This is a genomic window from Nesterenkonia sp. E16_10 (genome assembly GCF_017347085.1).
Lineage (GTDB): Bacteria > Actinomycetota > Actinomycetes > Actinomycetales > Micrococcaceae > Nesterenkonia.
Genome location: NZ_JADPSA010000020.1, coordinates 1 through 17,487 on the forward strand (window position 1 = coordinate 1; position 17,487 = coordinate 17,487).

General features: G+C 61.5%; 13 protein-coding genes, 1 pseudogene and 1 riboswitch. Of the genes and pseudogenes, 6 read left to right on the forward strand and 8 right to left on the reverse strand.

What is annotated here, in order from left to right; genetic code table 11:
- Window positions 1–298: 298 nt before the first annotated feature.
- Window positions 299–1,090 (reverse strand): IS21-like element helper ATPase IstB, encoded by a 792-nt coding sequence (gene istB, locus I2487_RS06195; protein ID WP_207172549.1) that lies wholly within the window; start codon window positions 1,088–1,090, stop codon window positions 299–301.
- Complete coding sequence (gene istA / locus I2487_RS06200; RefSeq protein ID WP_218624358.1) at window positions 1,087–2,334, reverse strand: IS21 family transposase; 1,248 nt, start codon at window positions 2,332–2,334, stop codon at window positions 1,087–1,089. The genes istB and istA overlap by 4 nt, the downstream gene beginning before the upstream one ends.
- Window positions 2,335–2,545: 211 nt before the next feature.
- Here istA and I2487_RS06205 point away from each other — a divergent pair, with 211 nt between their 5' ends.
- Window positions 2,546–3,484, forward strand: coding sequence for an amidohydrolase family protein (locus I2487_RS06205; RefSeq protein ID WP_207172548.1), 939 nt, complete (start codon window positions 2,546–2,548; stop codon window positions 3,482–3,484).
- 500 nt (window positions 3,485–3,984) lie between these two features.
- Here I2487_RS06205 and lipA read toward each other — a convergent pair whose 3' ends face one another.
- From lipA to I2487_RS06225, 4 genes are all read right to left on the reverse strand, one after another.
- Entirely contained in the window at window positions 3,985–4,992 is a 1,008-nt protein-coding gene (gene lipA, locus I2487_RS06210; RefSeq protein ID WP_207172547.1) for a lipoyl synthase, read from the reverse strand.
- On the reverse strand, window positions 4,989–5,729 hold the full coding sequence (lipB, locus tag I2487_RS06215; protein ID WP_207172546.1) for a lipoyl(octanoyl) transferase LipB: 741 nt from the start codon (window positions 5,727–5,729) through the stop codon (window positions 4,989–4,991). Before lipB ends, lipA begins: the two co-directional genes overlap by 4 nt.
- Before the next feature lie 381 nt (window positions 5,730–6,110).
- Window positions 6,111–7,469 (reverse strand): LLM class flavin-dependent oxidoreductase, encoded by a 1,359-nt coding sequence (locus tag I2487_RS06220; protein ID WP_207172544.1) that lies wholly within the window; start codon window positions 7,467–7,469, stop codon window positions 6,111–6,113.
- Window positions 7,470–7,474: 5 nt separating this feature from the next.
- Window positions 7,475–8,251: a 3-oxoacyl-ACP reductase gene (locus I2487_RS06225; protein ID WP_207172542.1), complete on the reverse strand. Its 777-nt coding sequence runs from the start codon at window positions 8,249–8,251 to the stop codon at window positions 7,475–7,477.
- Window positions 8,252–8,365: 114 nt separating this feature from the next.
- A riboswitch (TPP riboswitch) is annotated at window positions 8,366–8,487 on the reverse strand.
- A 394-nt stretch (window positions 8,488–8,881) separates the two neighbouring features.
- Between I2487_RS06225 and I2487_RS06230 the strand changes: the two genes are divergently transcribed.
- The 5 genes from I2487_RS06230 (at window position 8,882) to relB (ending at window position 15,778) form a co-directional block, all read left to right on the forward strand.
- Entirely contained in the window at window positions 8,882–9,148 is a 267-nt protein-coding gene (locus I2487_RS06230; protein WP_207172540.1) for a hypothetical protein, read from the forward strand.
- 156 nt (window positions 9,149–9,304) lie between these two features.
- On the forward strand, window positions 9,305–11,251 hold the full coding sequence (locus I2487_RS06235) for a type I restriction-modification system subunit M (protein ID WP_207172539.1): 1,947 nt from the start codon (window positions 9,305–9,307) through the stop codon (window positions 11,249–11,251).
- 47 nt (window positions 11,252–11,298) lie between these two features.
- Window positions 11,299–12,465, forward strand: coding sequence for a restriction endonuclease subunit S (locus tag I2487_RS06240; protein WP_207172537.1), 1,167 nt, complete (start codon window positions 11,299–11,301; stop codon window positions 12,463–12,465).
- Complete coding sequence (locus tag I2487_RS06245) at window positions 12,462–15,575, forward strand: type I restriction endonuclease subunit R (protein WP_207172535.1); 3,114 nt, start codon at window positions 12,462–12,464, stop codon at window positions 15,573–15,575. The genes I2487_RS06240 and I2487_RS06245 overlap by 4 nt, the downstream gene beginning before the upstream one ends.
- 2 nt (window positions 15,576–15,577) lie before the next feature.
- Complete coding sequence (relB, locus tag I2487_RS06250; RefSeq protein ID WP_207172533.1) at window positions 15,578–15,778, forward strand: type II toxin-antitoxin system RelB family anti-toxin; 201 nt, start codon at window positions 15,578–15,580, stop codon at window positions 15,776–15,778.
- A 280-nt stretch (window positions 15,779–16,058) separates the two neighbouring features.
- On the opposite strand, the gene I2487_RS06255 is transcribed toward relB, so the two are convergent.
- Both I2487_RS06255 and I2487_RS06260 read right to left on the reverse strand, forming a co-directional pair.
- Window positions 16,059–16,739, reverse strand: coding sequence for an 8-oxoguanine DNA glycosylase OGG fold protein (locus tag I2487_RS06255; RefSeq protein WP_207172531.1), 681 nt, complete (start codon window positions 16,737–16,739; stop codon window positions 16,059–16,061).
- Window positions 16,740–16,855: 116 nt separating this feature from the next.
- Window positions 16,856–17,287: pseudogene (locus I2487_RS06260) on the reverse strand (recombinase family protein); the annotation flags it as partial.
- Window positions 17,288–17,487: the final 200 nt, after the last annotated feature.

Below are 17,487 nucleotides of genomic sequence, written 5' to 3' on the forward strand. Positions count from 1 at the left end.
GCTTCTGGGTCATCCCGGAATCGAGCAGCTCCAACGCGGAGGCCTTGAACTCCTCGGAGTAGATCTTCGGCATGGGACTATCCTCTCTGCTTTCTTAGCAGTCAGGAAGTCAACCGAACCGTCAGCAGACCCCTATGAGCAATGGTTTACAGCTGTTTGACACAAGATAGGAGCATCTCACGACACACCCACGCTCAACTGCGGAGAGCCGGTTTAGTTGACCCAGCGCCGGGTGTCAACGTCGGGTGAATCTGGACCCCTTATCGACGTTTGAAAATGGACCCCCTCGCCATTGGTGTTACTTCCGGTGGGTGGTGTTGTGCTCGATGAGTTCTCGACGGGCCCTGGTCCGATACGACTCACCGTCCAGGGTCAGAACTTCAGCGTGATGGACCAATCGATCGATCATGGCCGCCGCGATGGTGTCATCAGCGAAGATCTCTCCCCACCGGCTGAAGGCTAAGTTCGAAGTGATCAACAGCGAGCCCTGTTCATAACGAGCAGCAACGAGCTGGAAAAACAGATTCGCCGCATCAGCGTCGAAGGGCAAGTAGCCCAGCTCATCGATAATCAGCATCCGGTAGCGGCGCAGCCGCTTGATCTCTGAGGCAAGCCCGCCGTGGCGATGGTGAGCTTCCGCGAGTCGATTGACCCAGCCAGCGGCAGTGTCAAAGAGCACCGGGTGCCCCGCCTGGCACGCCTTGATCCCCAGCCCGGTCGCAAGATGGGTCTTACCCACTCCTGGCGGGCCCAGCAGGATCACGTTGTTCGCCTTCGGAATGAAGGTGGTGGTCTCCAGGTGCGCCAGCAGATCCTGGCGCAGCGTGGGCTGGTAGTCGGTGTTGAAGTCCTCGAGGGTCTTCACTGCGGGGAACCTCGCGGTCTGGATTCGCAGAGCGGTGCCGTTGGCTTCGCGGTCAGCGACCTGTCGCTCCAGCACGGCGGCGAGATACTCCTCGTGGGACCAGCCCCGGTCCCGTGCGGTGTCGGCGAGCTGCTCGAAGACCCGACCGATGGTGGGGGTCTTCATCGCTTTGACCAGATGCGCCAGGGTCGACCCGATATCCTCAGTGCCCCGTGGTGAGCTCATGCTGCCTGCTCCCTCGGAGTCCGGGCAGGAGTGAGCCCGAAGAGCTCGTCATAGACCCCCAGGTCACGGCCGGGCACCGGGATCTCGCGGGGCCCCCGGCGCTGTGTGGCCCGGATCTGATTGAACTCGGCCCGCAGCGCCTTCGCGGTGTGCACGTGAGCGGGATCGGTGATCACCTGGGACTTCGCCCAACATTGGGCATGATCAGCCACGATGGCACCATCACAGCGGACCACCACACGGTCCACAGTGGCGGTGATCATCACCAGCCGGCCGATGACCCGCGGATCCACCGAGTAGTCGTTGGTGCCGAATCGCAGGTAGTAGTCCCGACCCAACCGGATCTGCTGGGTGAACCCCGTGCTCGGCGGCGCCGGCGGTAACGGGGTCATCGCCGCCAGATCGGAGCCCAGCACGTTGACCGGGCGGTCCCCGAGGCTGCGGATCATGCGCTGATTGGCCCGGCCGGTGATCCAGGTGTTGATCTGAATGTTGAAATCTTGCGGTGAAGCGAAGGATCGGCCGGGCAGGAAGCTGGTCTCGAAGTACCCGTTGTTGCGCTCGGTCATGCCCTTGAACTCCGGGTCCCTGGGCGGAGCGATCACCATCCTGGTCGCGGTGGTGCCTGCGAAGGCCTGCACCGGTGGTAGTGGTCTGCCCTTGGGCGCGATGGCAGCTTCACGATCCCAGATCAAGGACTTCGAGACTGCCCCGACCCCGCTGATCAGTTGCCACATCCCCTCGAGCAGATCCCCGGATTGGCGCGAGGGGACCATCGTGGCCGCCAAGAACCGGGAGAAGGTCAGGGTCATGACCAGCACTGGCAGCACCCGGGCCTGGCCGAATCCCACCGGGATTTCGGGCTCGGGGAACCATAGATCGAATTGGGCGGCTTCCCCGGGTCGGTGGACCAGTCGATCAGCGGGATCGACCCCGGTATAGAGGGGGCGCAATTCACGGACTTTGTCTTTGAGCACGGTCATGGAGTGTTCCCACCCGATCCGTTCAGCGATCACGGTCGCTGGCATCCTTGGGGTATCGGCGAGTAGTTTGCGGATCTCCGGGATGTAGGGGTCCACCAATGAGCCGGTGGGGTCCCTGCGGTATGCCGGTGGCTCGTCGGCGGCCAACGCTCGGCGCACGGTGTTCCGGCCGATCTGCAGCCGGCGAGCGATCTCCTTGATAGCCATTCCCTCGGCTCGGTGCAGCCGACGGATCTCTGCCCAATCTTCCACAGTGATCATGCCTCCTAGCTTGGATGAGGGGGTTCATTTTCATCCGTCGCTAAGGGGTACATTTTCACGCGGCGTCGACACCGGGAGGGTCACATCCTAGACACGCCCCGCTTCCTAAGGTTTACGGTGTGTAGAACAGGCCGTTCTAAGTGGTGGCTGTGGCGGGTCGAAAAGGGGATAGGGGGAGTCAGCGGGCAGTGATCTTGGGCCCCGTTTACTTATGAATTTCAGTGGAGAACGTCGTAGCGACACTGCCGAGTTGATCAGCGCAGAAGCCCGAGAGGTTCGGACACGCTGGGAAGCCCTGGGGCTGCCGGGCCTGGTCGATATCCATACCCACTTCATGCCAGAGTCCGTGCTGCGCAAAGTCTGGTCATACTTTGATGCCGTGGGCCCGACGCTCGGTCAAGACTGGCCGATCACTTACCGGCTCCCGGAGTCCGAGCGGATCGAGATCTTGCAGGGTTTCGGGGTGCGCACTTTCACGTCTCTGAACTACGCTCATCGGCCGGAGATGGCCTCCTGGCTCAATGAGTATTCCTCTCGGCTCGCCGGTGAGGTGTCTGAGGTCGCGATGAGCGCGACGTTCTACCCGGAACCGGCGGCTGCAGAGTATGTGGCACAGGCCCTTGACCGGGGGGCGCGGGTCTTTAAGGTCCATGTCCAGGTCGGGGCCTTTGATCCAGGGGATGCTTTGCTGGACCCGGCCTGGGAGATGCTGGCTGTTTCGGGCACACCGGTGGTGATCCACTGCGGATCTGGGCCGAGTCCCGGAGAGTTCACTGGACCTGTTCGTATTGAGCGGCTGCTGCGTCGATTCCCGGGGTTGCGCCTGGTCATCGCTCACCTAGGGATGCCCGAATACGCGGATTTTTTAGACCTGGCGGCGCGCTTCGACGGCGTGTACCTGGACACCACTATGGTGTTCACCGACTTCATCGAGGGTCTGCATCCGTTCCCCCGGGACCGACTCGGGCAGCTCAAAGAGCTGCAGGACAGCATTGTGCTTGGCACCGATTTCCCCAACATCCCCTACCGCTACGCCCATGCGCTGGACTCCTTGATCAACCTCGGCATGGGAGAGGACTGGCTGCGTGCGGTGCTGCACCACAACGGATCCCGCCTTCTCGGGACTGCTGGTGCTGCCTTGCCGGAATAGACAAGACAGCGACTCCTCAGTGTTCTAGTGACGGGGGAGTGGGCCTGAAGGTAGAGTCGCGCCGTCTGCAGGTTGCGCTACGCCGGTGCCCAATCGATCCTCGAGGAAGAGCGACCATGACGGTCACGGTGAAAGACTCTGTTGTTGTAGCGGCCCTGGTGGACGAGCACGAGCAATGTTGCCGTCACTTCTGAGTTGACTCCCTCAAAGTGCCTTGACTAACGGCGCCGCGTGCCGTGACACCGAAGCCTCCGACGTCGTCCAATCCAGGAAGGCGATCCCCGGAAGCCGAAGAAACTCCCGCATCTGGTGTACCCGGTTGGCACCCTGCTTCGCGACCTTCTCCCAGGTTGGCATTGACGCGATCGCGTCTTGTTAACCACTAGGTTTATGAGACAAGAGCTGGTTCCCTGTGGCTTGACTTGCGCTGTGCGCGGACCCGGGGCCCGCAATGCAGGGGCTAATATGGGGTTCTGGACGTTCGCAGTTCCACTAGAGAACTAGTAGCCTGCCGCGACCAAGGTGGAGGCCTCCTGCTTGGTCGCCCCCGAGGGCTCGATGTGCGCCAGCGCGGCAGGGATCTCCCAGCCCTTCTTCTGCATCGCCTTGGCCCAGAGAGATCCGGCGCGGTAGGAGGAACGGACCAGCGGACCCGACATGACCCCGAGAAACCCGATCTCTTCGGCCTCTTCGGAGATGTCCAGGAACTCCTGCGGCTTGACCCAGCGGTCCACCGGAAGGTGGCGCGGAGTCGGGCGGAGGTACTGGGTGATGGTGAGCAGGTCACAGCCGGCGTCGTGAAGGTCGCGCAGCGCCTCGGAGACCTCTTCGCGGGTCTCACCCATGCCCAGGATGAGATTGGATTTGGTGATCATGCCGTGGCGACGTCCTTGGGTGAGCACATCCAGTGATCGCTCATATCGGAATGCGGGGCGGATGCGGCGGAAGATCCGGGGCACCGTCTCGACGTTGTGTGCGAACACCTCGGGCGCGGCCTCACAGATCCCAGCGATGTTCTCCTCGCGACCGGAGAAGTCGGGGATGAGGATCTCCACGCCGGTGCCGGGGTTGAGCTCGTGGATCTTGCGGATGGTCTCTGCGTAGAGCCAGACGCCCTCATCGGGCAGATCGTCGCGGGCGACGCCGGTAACCGTGGCGTAGCGCAGCTGCATCTCTTGGACCGACTGCGCCACCTGCAGAGGCTCTGACTCATCGACGGCGCCCGGCCGTCCGGTGTCGATCTCGCAGAAGTCACAGCGGCGCGTGCAGGCAGAGCCGCCGATGAGGAACGTCGCCTCGCGGTCCTCCCAGCATTCGAAGATGTTGGGACACCCCGCTTCCTCGCAGACCGTGTGCAGACCCTTCTCACCGACCCGCTTCTTCATCTCGGTGAACTCGGTGCCGATCTTGACCTTGGTGCGCATCCACTCAGGCTTGCGCTCCACGGGGATCGAGGCGTTGCGTGCTTCGACGCGCAGCATGCGTCGACCTTCAGGTGCCACAGTCACTGTGGTGCTCCTTCTGTAGTTCGGGACATCCCGCACGTGCTCTGACGTTTACCCAGACTCTGGGCCGTCTCACCGGGGGCCCCGGTGTCGTCGATGTGCAGCAGGGGCGGCAGCACCTGCTGCAGGGCCTGCATAACTCTGTCTGCCACGTCTGCGGGGGTGACCAGGCAACCCACCTCCGCGCTGATGCTGGTGGTCCCGGCGTCGCTGATGCCGCAGGGGATGATGTTCTCGAAGGGCGCGAGGTCGTTGGAGCAGTTGAGCGCGAAACCATGCATGGTCACCGAGCGGTGCACGCGCAACCCGATGGCTGCGATCTTGCGGTCGCGACCTCCATCGGTGAGCCAGACCCCGGAGCGGCCCTCCACCTGGTTGGACGTGATGCCGTAGTCCTCTGCGAGGATGCCGATGAGCGCCTTCTCCAGCACGCCGACGTAGTCCTTGACCAGCGAACGGTCCCGCAGGTGGAGAATCGGGTAGCCCACCAGCTGGCCGCGTCCGTGCCAGGTAATCTTGCCTCCGCGGTCAACGTCCACCACTGGCGTGCCATCTCTGGGACGGTCATGGTCCTCGGTGCGCCTGCCGGCGGTATAGACGTCGGCATGCTCTAGCAGCAGCACCGTCGAGGGCGCCGAGCCTTCATGCACTGCGGTGTGCAGCCGCTTCTGCAGAGCGAATGTCTCGGAGTAGTCGAGAAGCTGCGGATCGAATCCCAGCTTCGTGAATGCGAGCTCCATGACACCAGCCTAGATGTTGTTGTTGGGTGTTCTGACCTGCTCGGAATGGTTAGCGTTAGAGCAAGGGCTCGCTGTTCCTGGATGGACATTCTGAAATGTTGCGGGTGCTTGACTGGGTCATCAACCTCAACCCCATCGCTCCAATAGTTCAAACTGCCCACGTCTGCCCGGAGCGGGCTGGGTCCTTTCCGTGGGAGGTTTCGCGGCCTGGTCCGAGCCGGTTCCTACCGAAGGTCGAAGCTTGCCGGCTAGTTCCAGTTCCCCGGCGTCCCCTAACCAACGAGCTGCTGATCAGGGTGCCGGTCCCCGGGTGAGCCGTAGCGGCGGGTCCAGAGGGCTAAGGTGCTATCCATTCCTGCACTCAGGTTGTGGAGATTGTGCTCAGGGTTTCGTTTCGGCTGGTGAGGGGCCTGGTATGTCGAGCCCGAGGTGCCCTCTGAGTGTGCTGTCCTCGTATTCCGTGCGAAACCGGCCGCGCCGCTGAAGTTCTGGGACCACATGATCCACGAAATTGCTGATGCCATAGGGCAATGAAGGCGGCATGAGGTTGAACCCATCGGCGCCGCCCTCATCCAGCCAGAGTTCGATCTCCGAAGCGATCGATTCTGGGGTCCCTACCATCGTGCAGTGGCCACCGCCGGCGGCGAGCCGCCCGAGCAATTGGCGCACCGTGGGCTGCTCCGTCTCGATGATCCGAAGGACTGTGGCGTAGCGCCCTTTGGGACCGGTGAAATCCTTCAACGCAGGAAGCTCCGGCACCCGGGCGTCCACATCCCACCCTGAGGCGTCCTGGCCGATGAAGACACTCAGCTGGCGCAACGAGTTCTCTACTGGGAGCAACTCATCTAGGGCGCGCTGTTTGGCCTGGGCTTCCTCCATGGTGGAACCTACATAGGTCACCAGTCCTGGCATGATCGCCACTGAATCTGGTGCCCGTCCCGCAGCAGTGATGCGCTGTCGCATGTCGGAGCGATACTCTCGGCCTGCGTGCAGGTCATAGGCCACCGCGTAGATCGCCTCCGCCCGGCGTGCCGCCAGGTCACGGCCTTGCTCGGAAGCCCCGGCTTGGAACAGTACTGGATGTCCCTGGGGCGGGCGGGGCACGTTGAGCGGGCCACGCACGGAGAAGTGTTCCCCTGAATGGTTTAGCTCAGTGAGCTGCGTTCCATCCACGTATCGTCCGGGGCCGCCATCTGGGTCCTGCTCCCGATCGATGAGAATCGCCTCGTCTGGCCAAGATTCCCACAGCCGAAGAACGACGTCGACGAACTCCTCGGCACGCCCATACCGCACCGCATGTTCTGGCATCTTCTCTAAGCCGTGATTCTGAGCTTCAGCGTCAAACATAGAGGTGACTACGTTCCAACCGACCCGACCTTCGGAGATCCAGTCCAGACTCGCCAGCAGACGGGCGGCATGGAAGGGCGTGTAGAAGGTCGCAGAGACCGTGCTGACCAATCCGATCCGTTCAGTCTCACGGCTGATCGCAGAGAGCAAGGTCAGCGGTTCTAGGTGCCAGAGCGGACCATCCTCAGCAGCAGTGATGCTGTTTGAATGCCCGTCCGCGAAGAAGATAGCATCCAGTTTCCCCCGCTCGGCGATCTGCGCTAGCTCGGTGTAATACTCCACGGTGCGCAGCCGCTCGGCGTGAGAGTCCCGGGCTCTCCAGGCAGCGCTGTGGTGACCTACACCGTGGATAAAGAGATTGAAGTGTGCCTGTTTTAGGCCGCGGCTGCTCATCGCGCTCAGCCCTTGACGAGGCCGCCGTCGACGATCAAGTTTTGTCCGGTCACGCCCCGGGCCCAGGGCGAGGCGAAGAACAAGAGGGTGTCGGCGAGTTCTTCTGGGGTGGAGACCTGACGTAATGGCGTGCCTGCGGCGATTCCCTCGAACACGGCTTCTGGGGTAGCCGCAGACGCGTCGGTGGTCCGCAACAGTCCACCGGAGACCATATTCACAGTGATCCCGGCCGGACCTAAGTCATCGGCGAAGGTCCTGGTCAGCGATAACAGCGCAGCCTTGGCCGCGGTGTAGTCGTGGTAAGGCACTACTGGGTGCTGAAAGAGGTTGGTGCCGATGTTGATGATCCGGCCGAATCCGGCTTTCGCCATGCCAGGCTGTGCTGCTTGGATGACGTTGAGCGAGCCCTTCACTGCCCCTTCAAATTGCTGGGTGAGAGCCTCGTAGGTGATCTCCGTGGCCTTGGCCCGGGCGTCGCCGTTGAACACGAAGTCCACTAGGGCGTTGTTGATCACAGTGGTGACGGGGCCGCCGAAATGGCTAGCGGCGGTGCTGATGAGCTCTTCCACGGCGTGGCGGTCGCGGATGTCGGCTTCGACGGCGAGGGCCTGTCCTGGATGTTGCGCGGCGAGGGTTTCGGCTGCTTCTTTCGAGGAGTGGTAGTTGATCACGACTTTCGCGCCCTGGGAGAGGAAAGTCTTTGTGATCGCAGCTCCGAGGCCGCGTGCGCCCCCTGTGACGACGACGATTTGCTGGTTGAGTGGGAGGGCTGTTGTAGTCATGTGCCTTGTCTCTCTGTATAGAGGCGAAGGCAGTCCGATCGCGATGGTCACCTACTTCAGGTGCGATTTCCTACGGGCACGGTCTCTCATCCTCAGCTCGAAGGACGTGCAGGTACTAGTGGGACCGGACAATCCCTTCGCCAGTGCTAACTGGATCAGGTTCAACGGGTGTTATCTCAGCCGTATACCCTCCAGAGTCGGAACTCCGGTGGGTGTCGGCACCCCGTGTCGCGTGTCGACTTAATCACGAATGTGCGGTCCCACGCAACGGCAGAGGCAGTCAGCTAAGGTCCGACTGGCGCGCAGAAGGGCTGGCTCGATCTCGTCACGACAATCCGTAACTCCATGGTGGATACCTGGGGCCTCCTGACTGCCACACCGTTGGTGAGGGCATCCACGAACTCCGCTTCGTGGCGACCTCGCCACGATCCGCCGTCATAATCGCGTACTCCAGTGCTGGCAGCACAAGCCAACTCAGAAGGGCACGGCCCGTACTGGTTCTAGTCGATGGTGGCGCGGTTTACCTGGAGCAAGTGCATACCAGCGCCCGAACCAAACCAAGTGAACGGGCAGGATATCGGCTTGGGAAGCTTGCCGTTCCCGTGCTGTTTATGGGCACACGACAATGCAGTGACATCCGTAGTCGGGTCGTTTCGAAAACCAGTGGTTTTACAAGACACCTGCGCCGAAGGCGCCGAGCAATCCGGCACGGCAGCAGCGGACACTGCCGAAGACATGCAAGAACGTATGGACAGGGCAACAGCAGCTCTCGAGAAGCAAGGTATCGAAGCCAAGGACGCGTATTGTGTCGAGGTTTTGGATCTTCTGAAAGGGAAAATTCTGTTCCCTGGAATTGAAATCACCGCGATCTGGGTGTGGAGACACTATCTACCTTAAAAGTGATTAAAGAGAGCTTCCCCCGGCACGCCAGCTTACGAGGCGCGACATCCCAAGCTGCCCCGGAAGCGAGGTTGAATGTCATGTTGCTGATACACGGATCAGTGTAATGTTCTTGATACAGGAGACTAACGCAACGAGCAGGGACGAGCACACATGGCCGAGCCGGCAGAGGCATCCAGGAAGACGACCGCACGGATCGTCTGGGACACGGCGGACAAGTATCTGCGAAACATCGTCGACGAGGAGGACTACGGCGACTACATTCTCCCGTTCACGGTGCTCCGCCGCCTGGAGTGCATGTTGGCGGAAAGCAAGGACGCCGTTATTAAGTACGTCGACGCTTTCGACGGTATGCCCCAGCACCTCATCGACATCGCCGTCAAAGACCGGTTTGGCCTGGGCTTCTATAACGTTTCCTCGCTCGACCTCGGGACCATCGCCTCAGTCGACGACAACGTGGACAAGTCACTCAAGAGCTACATCGACGGATTCTCGAACAACATCGCCGACATTTGGGTCTCGTTCGATTTCAACCGACGCGCTAAGGTCCTTGCCGACGCCAACCGTTTGCACGCCGTCGTCAAGCACTTCTCAACGCTACCGCTCGGGCCGAGAGAGCTCAGCGACACCGGCATGGGCGACGTTTTCGAGGACGTCATGTACCGGGCCTTCAATAAGAAGGGAAAGGCTGCGGGTAACTTCTACACACCGCGTGACGCCATCAAGCTCATGGTCGACGTCCTGATCGCGAACGACGACGACACCCTCGCCGGGGAGAGTGCAGCGCGCTCGATCTACGACCCGACGGCTGGCTCTGGGGGCATGCTGCTTATCGCCCAAGAGGCGCTGCGGCGCATGAACGAGAGGATCGACGTCACGCTCTACGGACAGGAGCTCATGCCGTCCGCATTCGCCCTTGGCAAGGCGGACTTGCTCATCCAGGGCGGCCGCCCGGACGCGATCAAGCAGGGCAACACCCTGGTCGAGGATCTCTATGAGGGGCAGACCTTCGACTACGTGCTCTCGAATCCCCCGTTCGGCATCGACTGGGAGGTGGAAGCAAAGTACGTGCGGGAGCAGGCGAAGATGTCTGGATCCCGTTTTAGCCACGGCCTCCCAAGCATCAGCGACGGGCAGATGCTGTTCCTGGCGCACTGTGCATCTAAGCTCAGCCCAGCCGGCAAGAAGGGCCAAGGTGGTCGTGCGGCTGTCGTCTCGAACGCGGCTCCCCTTTTCAATGGGGACAAAGGGCCGACCGCCATCCGCGAGTGGCTCCTCGATGAGGACCTGATCGACGCCATTATTGCCCTGCCGCCCAGCATGTTCTACGGGACCGGAATCCCGACCTACGTCTGGATCCTCGACACGAACAAGGCCCCGGAGCGAGTTGGCAGAATCCAGCTTATTGACGGATCGGACCAGTGGACTCTGCTGCGCAGGCCTATGGGCGAGAAACGCCGAGAGATGAGCGCAACGGACCGGGATCCGGTGCTTGCGGCTTACAAGGCGTTCGACCTCGCAGATCCTGAGATCTCCCGGGTGATGACTCCGGACGACTTCAGGTTCCGAGATGTTCCGGTCAGCAAGCAAGTTCGCCTCGCCGCCCGCTTCAGTGCCGAGGCCGTCGAGGCGTTGCGCGAGCGGAAGGATTTTATGGAAGGCCACGTAGCCGTACTGGAGTCACTCGACGGCATGAGTTGGAACGGGCTGCCCGAGACCTTTCCGAAGGCGGCGAAGGCTGCTGGGTTGAAGGCTCCTCTCGGGTTGGTGGACGCCGTGATGAAGGCACTCGCGGTTCCCGATGCCTCAGCGCTGCCGGCCGTAGACCGGAAGGGCAACGTGGTCACCTCTACCGAGTGGAAAATTACAGAGCGTGTGCCGCTCAGCGAGGATCTGTCCAAGCACATGGCGCGCGAGGTCGTGCCGTTCGCTCCTGACGCCCAGTGGGACGAGAGCAAGGCGAAGCGCGGCAATGAGATTCCGTTCACGAGGATCTTCTATACACCGCGGGTACCGCGCCCGCTTGAGGAGATCGATTCCGAAGTGCAGGGGCTCGTGAGTGAGCTGGCCGCCATGTTCAAACTTGTGAGCGACCAGTGACGGAACAAGTGGTCCACAGGTCGCTGCTTGAAAGCTCAGTCTTCGCCATGGCTCCGATCGGGTCCATAGTAGTAGAGCGTAATGAGAAGGTCGGCGAGGCGGAGTACCCGCCGCTGTCGGTTGGGAAGCTCGGCGTAACGCCCCAGCTGGCCGGCGTCGCCAAGTCTCAGACCGAAAGCGATCGGAAGCTCGTTCGTTCCGGGGACTTGGTCATCAACTCGCGATCCGACCGACGCGGAGCGTCCGGCCTGGCGCGCCAGGACGGGAGCGTTTCGGTGGTCTATTCCGTCATGGCTCCGAGGTCGGACCTCATGGTGCCGGAGTACGGCCACCACCTGTTCCGCAGCATCGCGTTCCAGGACGAGTTCTTCCGTTGGGGCACTGGCATCGTCGACGACCTGTGGTCCACGAACTTCACGCGAATGTCGCGCATCCGCGTCCCCCTGCCGCCATTGGGTGTCCAAAGCGAGCTTGCTGCCCGCCTCGACAAGAGCGACTCCATGATCGCGAAGCTCGATGAGCTGACCGAAGCGCTGCGCGCACGGGCGATCGACACTGCTGCGCTCTTTGGACTTTCCGAGGACGACTCGCACCGAGGCGAGGACGCACAGTCTCCGCTGGCCGGAATACCCGAGTACTGGGACCGCACGAAGTTTGGCTACGACTTCACCGAGAGCACCGAGCGGAACGGCGACACCCCGCAAGGACCCCTACTCTCCATTTCCGAGTACCGAGGAGTTGAAGTGAACACTCGGACTGATGGTCAGCAGGTGTCGCTGGACGTGGCGAAGTACCGGGTCGTAAGACCTGACCAACTGGCCGCCAACATGATGTGGCTCAATCACGGCGGGCTCGGGGTGTCGTCGCTCACCGGCTACATAAGCCCCGACTACAAAGCGTTCTGCATCTCTCGGCGCTTCCACCCGCGCTACGTGCACCATTTGCTACGAAGCCCCCGCTATGTTGACTACTTTGGAGCCATCGGCACAGGGGTGCGACCGAACGCCCAGCGGGTCACGAGGACTGCGCTTGACATGATGCCTCTGCCGCTGCCCCCTTTGGACGAGCAGAAGCGCATCGCGAAACACCTCGACGGCGTCACTGGTCGCATCGACGGGATGCTGGCGAAGATCACCAGTCTCCGTAATCTCCTCGTGGAGCGTTCGTCTGTGTTCCTGCTCGACGTCGTGACCGGACGGAAGGAAATCGTATGAACCACGCGCAACTGATGGAGCGCGAGTTCGAGGAGAACCTCTGCGCCGAGCTGGCCGAGCGTGGCTGGCTGTACGAGAACGACGGAAAGTCGACAGGCTGGGACGTCGGACTCGCTATGATTCCTGACGATGTACTGCCCTGGCTGGCCACGCAGTACCCGGACGAGTACGAGAAGGCCATCCCCGAGGGTCTGGCGGGCGAACAGAGGTCCGATGCGGAGCTGAAGCTCCTCGAACACATCACCAAGGAACTTGCCAAGGCGACGCGGATGGATCCCACGACCGGGCACCCCGTCGGCGGTCTACTCGGCGTGCTGCGCAAGGGCTTTTCTTACGCCCAGATCGGACGTCCCGCGGCGAAGTTTGGGCCGATGATGGTCTTTCCCCCGGCCAATCCGAACCTGACCGAGGTCGTTGAAGCGGCCGCTTCGGTCCGGCTGCGGATCCTGCGCCAGGTGCGCTTCGACACGAAGACGAATGAGAGCATAGACGTAGTGCTCCTGGCCAACGGTCTGCCGGTCGTCACGCTCGAGCTCAAGACCGATAACACGCAGACCGTCAACCACGCGATCCGCCAATATAAGGAGGACCGCAAGCCCGGCAGGAGCCGTCCGCTGCTCGCGCACGGTCGTGTCCTTGTCCACTTCGCGGTGTCTAACGACCTCGTCTACATGACGACCAAGCTGAGGGGTGCGGACACGGTCTTCCTGCCCTTCAACCGGGGCGACGACGGCCACGAGGGCAACCCTCCGTCGGCAACTGGCTCGTCGACCAACTACCTGTGGCGCGAGATCCTTGCGCGACCCACCTTCATGCGCATCCTCAAGGACTTCGCGCTCTTCGAGCCGGGCAAGTCCGGAAAGAAGGACGACGGTCAACTCGTATTCCCGCGATTCCACCAGCTGCGTGCGGTCGAACGTGTGGTCGCCGACATCGAAGCCAACGGGCCCGGTAAGCGTTACCTCGTCTGGCACTCAGCCGGCTCCGGGAAGACCAAGACCATCGCGTGGCTTAGTCATCGCCTCATCCGGCACATGAGCGCTGACTCGAAGTCGACTTTCGACTCGGTCGTCGTTGTCACCGACCGCACTGTCCTGGATGAGAACATCCGTAACGACATGAACCTGGTGCAGTCGAGTAAGGGCCTCGTTGTATCTGTGGGCGAAAAGTCCGGCGCAAAGTCCCCCCAGCTGAAGAAGGCCCTCATCGAGGGCGACCACATCATCACCTGCACCCTGCAGACCTTCCCCGAGGTCATGAAGCTCATCGAGGACACCGAAGAGCTGCGAGGCAGACGCTGGGCCGTCGTCGCCGACGAGGCGCACTCGTCGCAGTCGGGATCCGCGGCCAAACAGCTCAAGGAGCTGCTCGTAGACGTTGAGATCGACCCCAACGAGGAGATCAGCGCCGACGACATCCTTGCCGCCAAGGACTCCGCCATCGCGGCATCTGCCAACATCACCTTCGTCGCCCTGACCGCGACGCCCAAAGGGAAGACACTTCGCCTGTTCGGCACACAGGTCGGAGACCGCTGGGAGGCCTTCGACACATACACGATGTCCCAAGCGATCGAAGAGGGCTTCATACTCGACGTCCTCACCAACTACTCGACCTACGACATGTTTTTGCGGGTGAAGAGCACCCTGGACAGCGAGGAGTCCGAGAGTGAGATTCAGGTCAACACCGGCGAAGCGGTCTCGAGCATCGTCCGTTATGCGAGGCTCCATCCGACCGCCATCGCGCAGAAAGTGCGCGTAGTTGTCGAGCACTTTAGGAGGAACGTGCAACCGCTCCTAGGCGGCGAGGCGCGCGCCATGGTCATAACCAGCTCGCGCATGGAGGCCCTGAGCTGGTCGCGGAAGATGGACGCCTACATCGCCGAGAAAGGCTACGACCTGCACACCCTCGCGGCGTTCTCGGGCTCGCTTACCGACGAGGACGGGGAAAGCGTCACGGAGGTGTCCGCCAACGGTGTGAGCGACGTCAGCAGGGCTTTCCGCGAGAAGGGTGTCTACCGTGTTCTTATCGTCGCAAACAAGTTCCAGACCGGTTTCGATGAGCCACGCCTGATGGCGATGTACGTCGACAAAAAGCTTTCAGGCGTTGCCACGGTCCAGACGTTGTCCAGGTTGAACCGGATCTACCCGGGTAAAACCGCTCCGATGGTCGTTGACTTCAGAAACACTCCCGCGAGCATTCAGGCGGATTTCAAGCTCTACTACTCTGACGCGCACGTTGACGGGGATGTCGACCCTAACGCGCTGGTTACCGTGGGGGAGCGACTCGACACGTCTGGCCTCTATACATACGACGAGATGGACGCGGTGGCGGAGGCGTTTCTCTCTGTTCTCGGGGGCGAGGTGATCGCCAAGGCGCTGGCGCCGATCAAAAACCGTTGGAACGGACAGTGGCGTCAGGCCGTGCTGTCTAAGAACAGTAGGCAGAAGGAAGAGCTAGAGGCCGTCAGGGCTGATGTACTTGGCTATCGAAATGCTTGGCAGTTCTTAAGCCAGATCGTCGACTACCAGGACCCGGACCTGCACCGACGCGCGATCCTCGCGACCCTGCTCGGCCGGAACCTTCACGCCGATGGTGACGACCGCGACGACAGCTTTCTCGAGGGCGTGCAGCTCTCGGGTGTGAAGCTCGTTCCGTCCGCGATCGAGGAGGACCACTCGATCAGCGAAGGCAGCGGCGACGGGATCAAGCTGCCCATCTTCGACGGCGAGTACGGCGGCAGCGCCGCGCCGAAGAGGGGTCCGCTCGACGAGGCCATCGATAAGGTCAACGAGATGTTCAAGGCCAAGGGCGTCGAGGTCAGCCCAGAGAGCGTCTCAGGGTTCATCACCACTTTCTGGGGTTTCCTTGACGCGAACGAGGAAGCGGTGGCGATGGCGAAGAACAACACCGTCGCTCAGCTCAAGGCGTCAGAAGGTTTCAGCGGTGCCGTGGGGCTCGCGATCCTGAAAACCGTGAATGAGTCGAAGGAAATTCAGTCGTACGTGACAGATCCTGGCTTCATCGGGCAGATCGCAGACATAGCAGCTGATGCGCTCCATGCTCAGCACCGATCCGATGCGGAAGCGCACTCCGATCGGGGAGGGGAGTGAGTGTGGGTGAGGGGGGACAGTGCGGCTTCGGTGACGTAATCCGCGAGGCTCGGAAGAAGCGGGGGTGGTCGCAGACGGATCTGGGGGAGAAATCCGGGCTGTCGCGTCCGACCATTGCCCGCATTGAGGCCAACAGTGACGCAACCACTGCGACCATCGCGAAGATCGCGAAGGCGCTCGGTTTGAAGCTGGAACTGAAGTGAAGCGTCCCAGGTTTGATGCCTCATATCCAAGCTGAAAGGATGTGGCCACGCCTCGTCGAATCGACCCTGCTCCGAGGTAGTACGCAGTCCGACTGGTGCTTGATCGCCAGTTCGGGCACCGTTTCCCAAACGGCGGTAGTAGAAGTCATTTCTAAGTGTGTCGATGTCGGTCGCGACACCTTCTGACGATGGGTGCGTTAGCACCAGATAGACCTCGACACCCAGAACGTGTCCGCTCTGGCCCCGGCCCTCAGGGCCACACCCGTGTTGATGGTTTCACCTATCGACCAGTGGCTAGGTTGAAGATCGCAGCTTCGACCTGGGCTGGTGCCCGCCCAGAACTGTGACCCCAGTCCTTTAATAGGCGTAAGTAGTTTTCGTAGGATGGGGTCTTATCTACGCGGAGGGATTCCACGTGGTTTGCCCGCAGCCATCCGGCCACTTGCGCGTCGAGGATAGGCGCGGCATTCGGGTCTGCAATACCTTCAACTGCGGTGGTGAAGTAGAGCCATTTGGTGAAGAAGGGTCCTCCGAGGTAGAGGATCTTTCCAGGGTTGTTCATGTATCTGAAGCCTTCAACCGGGCCGGACTCGCGTGCAACCTTCGCTCCATCGGCCAACTTCTCGGGAACGTCTGGCCGAATTGGTGCGGTGATGGAAGTCCTTCCACGTACTCCTGTGAGCAACCAGCGCACGCGGGCTGGACCGTAGCCGGTCATCCCGTGCCCCCAGATCATTGCCGCGACGAACGCTGGGGTCACCCGGCCCGCCGAAAGCTCTTCAAGAACAACTGTGCGGGTAGTCTCCCGGTCGACGTTCTCACCGAGTCGGTCAAGGAGAGCCAGAGTCGCATCGTCATCGTGCATTGCAGCCTGCCAGGCTTCCCGTCGCCAACCGAACGCTACCTGTTCGGCATTCTCTGCGAGACGTTCGATGAGCAGTTGCGGCATGTCCTTAGTCATGTGGGACATCTTGCCTTATCGACGATGGGGTGGCAGGGCGGTTATACGAGTGGCAGCTCCGCAAGTTGCCTGCTCAGCCGCGTAGGACCCGCCTCGCGGCGGTCGTGCATGTTTGATCAAGTCGTGGGCTGTATGCGTTGAAGTTCCCTGTAGATCGTTGCGCGCGAGACGTCGAAGAGCTCGGCTAGTTCGGACTGAGTGTGAGTCCCAGCTGCATGGGTGGCGAGAAGATGCTTGCGCTTCGAGGGGGAGAGTTTGGGCTGTTTCCCTCGCAATCGACCCTTGGATTTGGCGATCGCCATGCCTTCTCGCGTGCGAGCTCGAATTAGGTCAGCCTCAAACTCAGCTACCATGCCCAGGACGTTGAAGAGCAGCCGGCCGACCGCATCGTTCGGGTCATAGAGGCTGCCGCCGATGCTCAGCGTCACCCCCTTGGTGGTGAGCTCGTCAGCAATGTTTCGTGCATCAGGAAGCGACCGGGCAAGGCGGTCAAGTTTCGTCACCACGAGCGTGTCCCCAGAGCGGACAGCAGCGAGAGCCTCCCGAAGTGTGATTTTCGTAGATAAATGGCGGCGATTTTTCGGAGTTAAATGGCGCACGGGTCGTCGCCTGAGTGATCAGCAGGGGCCACGGAACCTACGTCGGTGCCGCTGGGTTGCCCCCGGAAGTAGGTCCACGCGTTATGCGGGCCGCGGTTTCTTCAATGGGTACAGATTTCAGCATACTCAGCCGGGCTGCGGTACCCGAG

Bases quoted from the DNA above. Each gene is read 5' to 3' on its own strand.
- istB (WP_207172549.1), bottom strand. From the start codon at position 1,090: ATGAGCTCACCACGGGGCACTGAGGATATCGGGTCGACCCTGGCGCAT.
- istA (WP_218624358.1), bottom strand. From the start codon at position 2,334: ATGATCACTGTGGAAGATTGGGCAGAGATCCGTCGGCTGCACCGAGCC.
- I2487_RS06205 (WP_207172548.1), top strand. From the start codon at position 2,546: ATGAATTTCAGTGGAGAACGTCGTAGCGACACTGCCGAGTTGATCAGC.
- lipB (WP_207172546.1), bottom strand. From the start codon at position 5,729: ATGGAGCTCGCATTCACGAAGCTGGGATTCGATCCGCAGCTTCTCGAC.
- I2487_RS06220 (WP_207172544.1), bottom strand. From the start codon at position 7,469: ATGAGCAGCCGCGGCCTAAAACAGGCACACTTCAATCTCTTTATCCAC.
- I2487_RS06225 (WP_207172542.1), bottom strand. From the start codon at position 8,251: ATGACTACAACAGCCCTCCCACTCAACCAGCAAATCGTCGTCGTCACA.
- I2487_RS06235 (WP_207172539.1), top strand. From the start codon at position 9,305: ATGGCCGAGCCGGCAGAGGCATCCAGGAAGACGACCGCACGGATCGTC.
- I2487_RS06240 (WP_207172537.1), top strand. From the start codon at position 11,299: ATGGCTCCGATCGGGTCCATAGTAGTAGAGCGTAATGAGAAGGTCGGC.
- I2487_RS06245 (WP_207172535.1), top strand. From the start codon at position 12,462: ATGAACCACGCGCAACTGATGGAGCGCGAGTTCGAGGAGAACCTCTGC.
- I2487_RS06255 (WP_207172531.1), bottom strand. From the start codon at position 16,739: ATGACTAAGGACATGCCGCAACTGCTCATCGAACGTCTCGCAGAGAAT.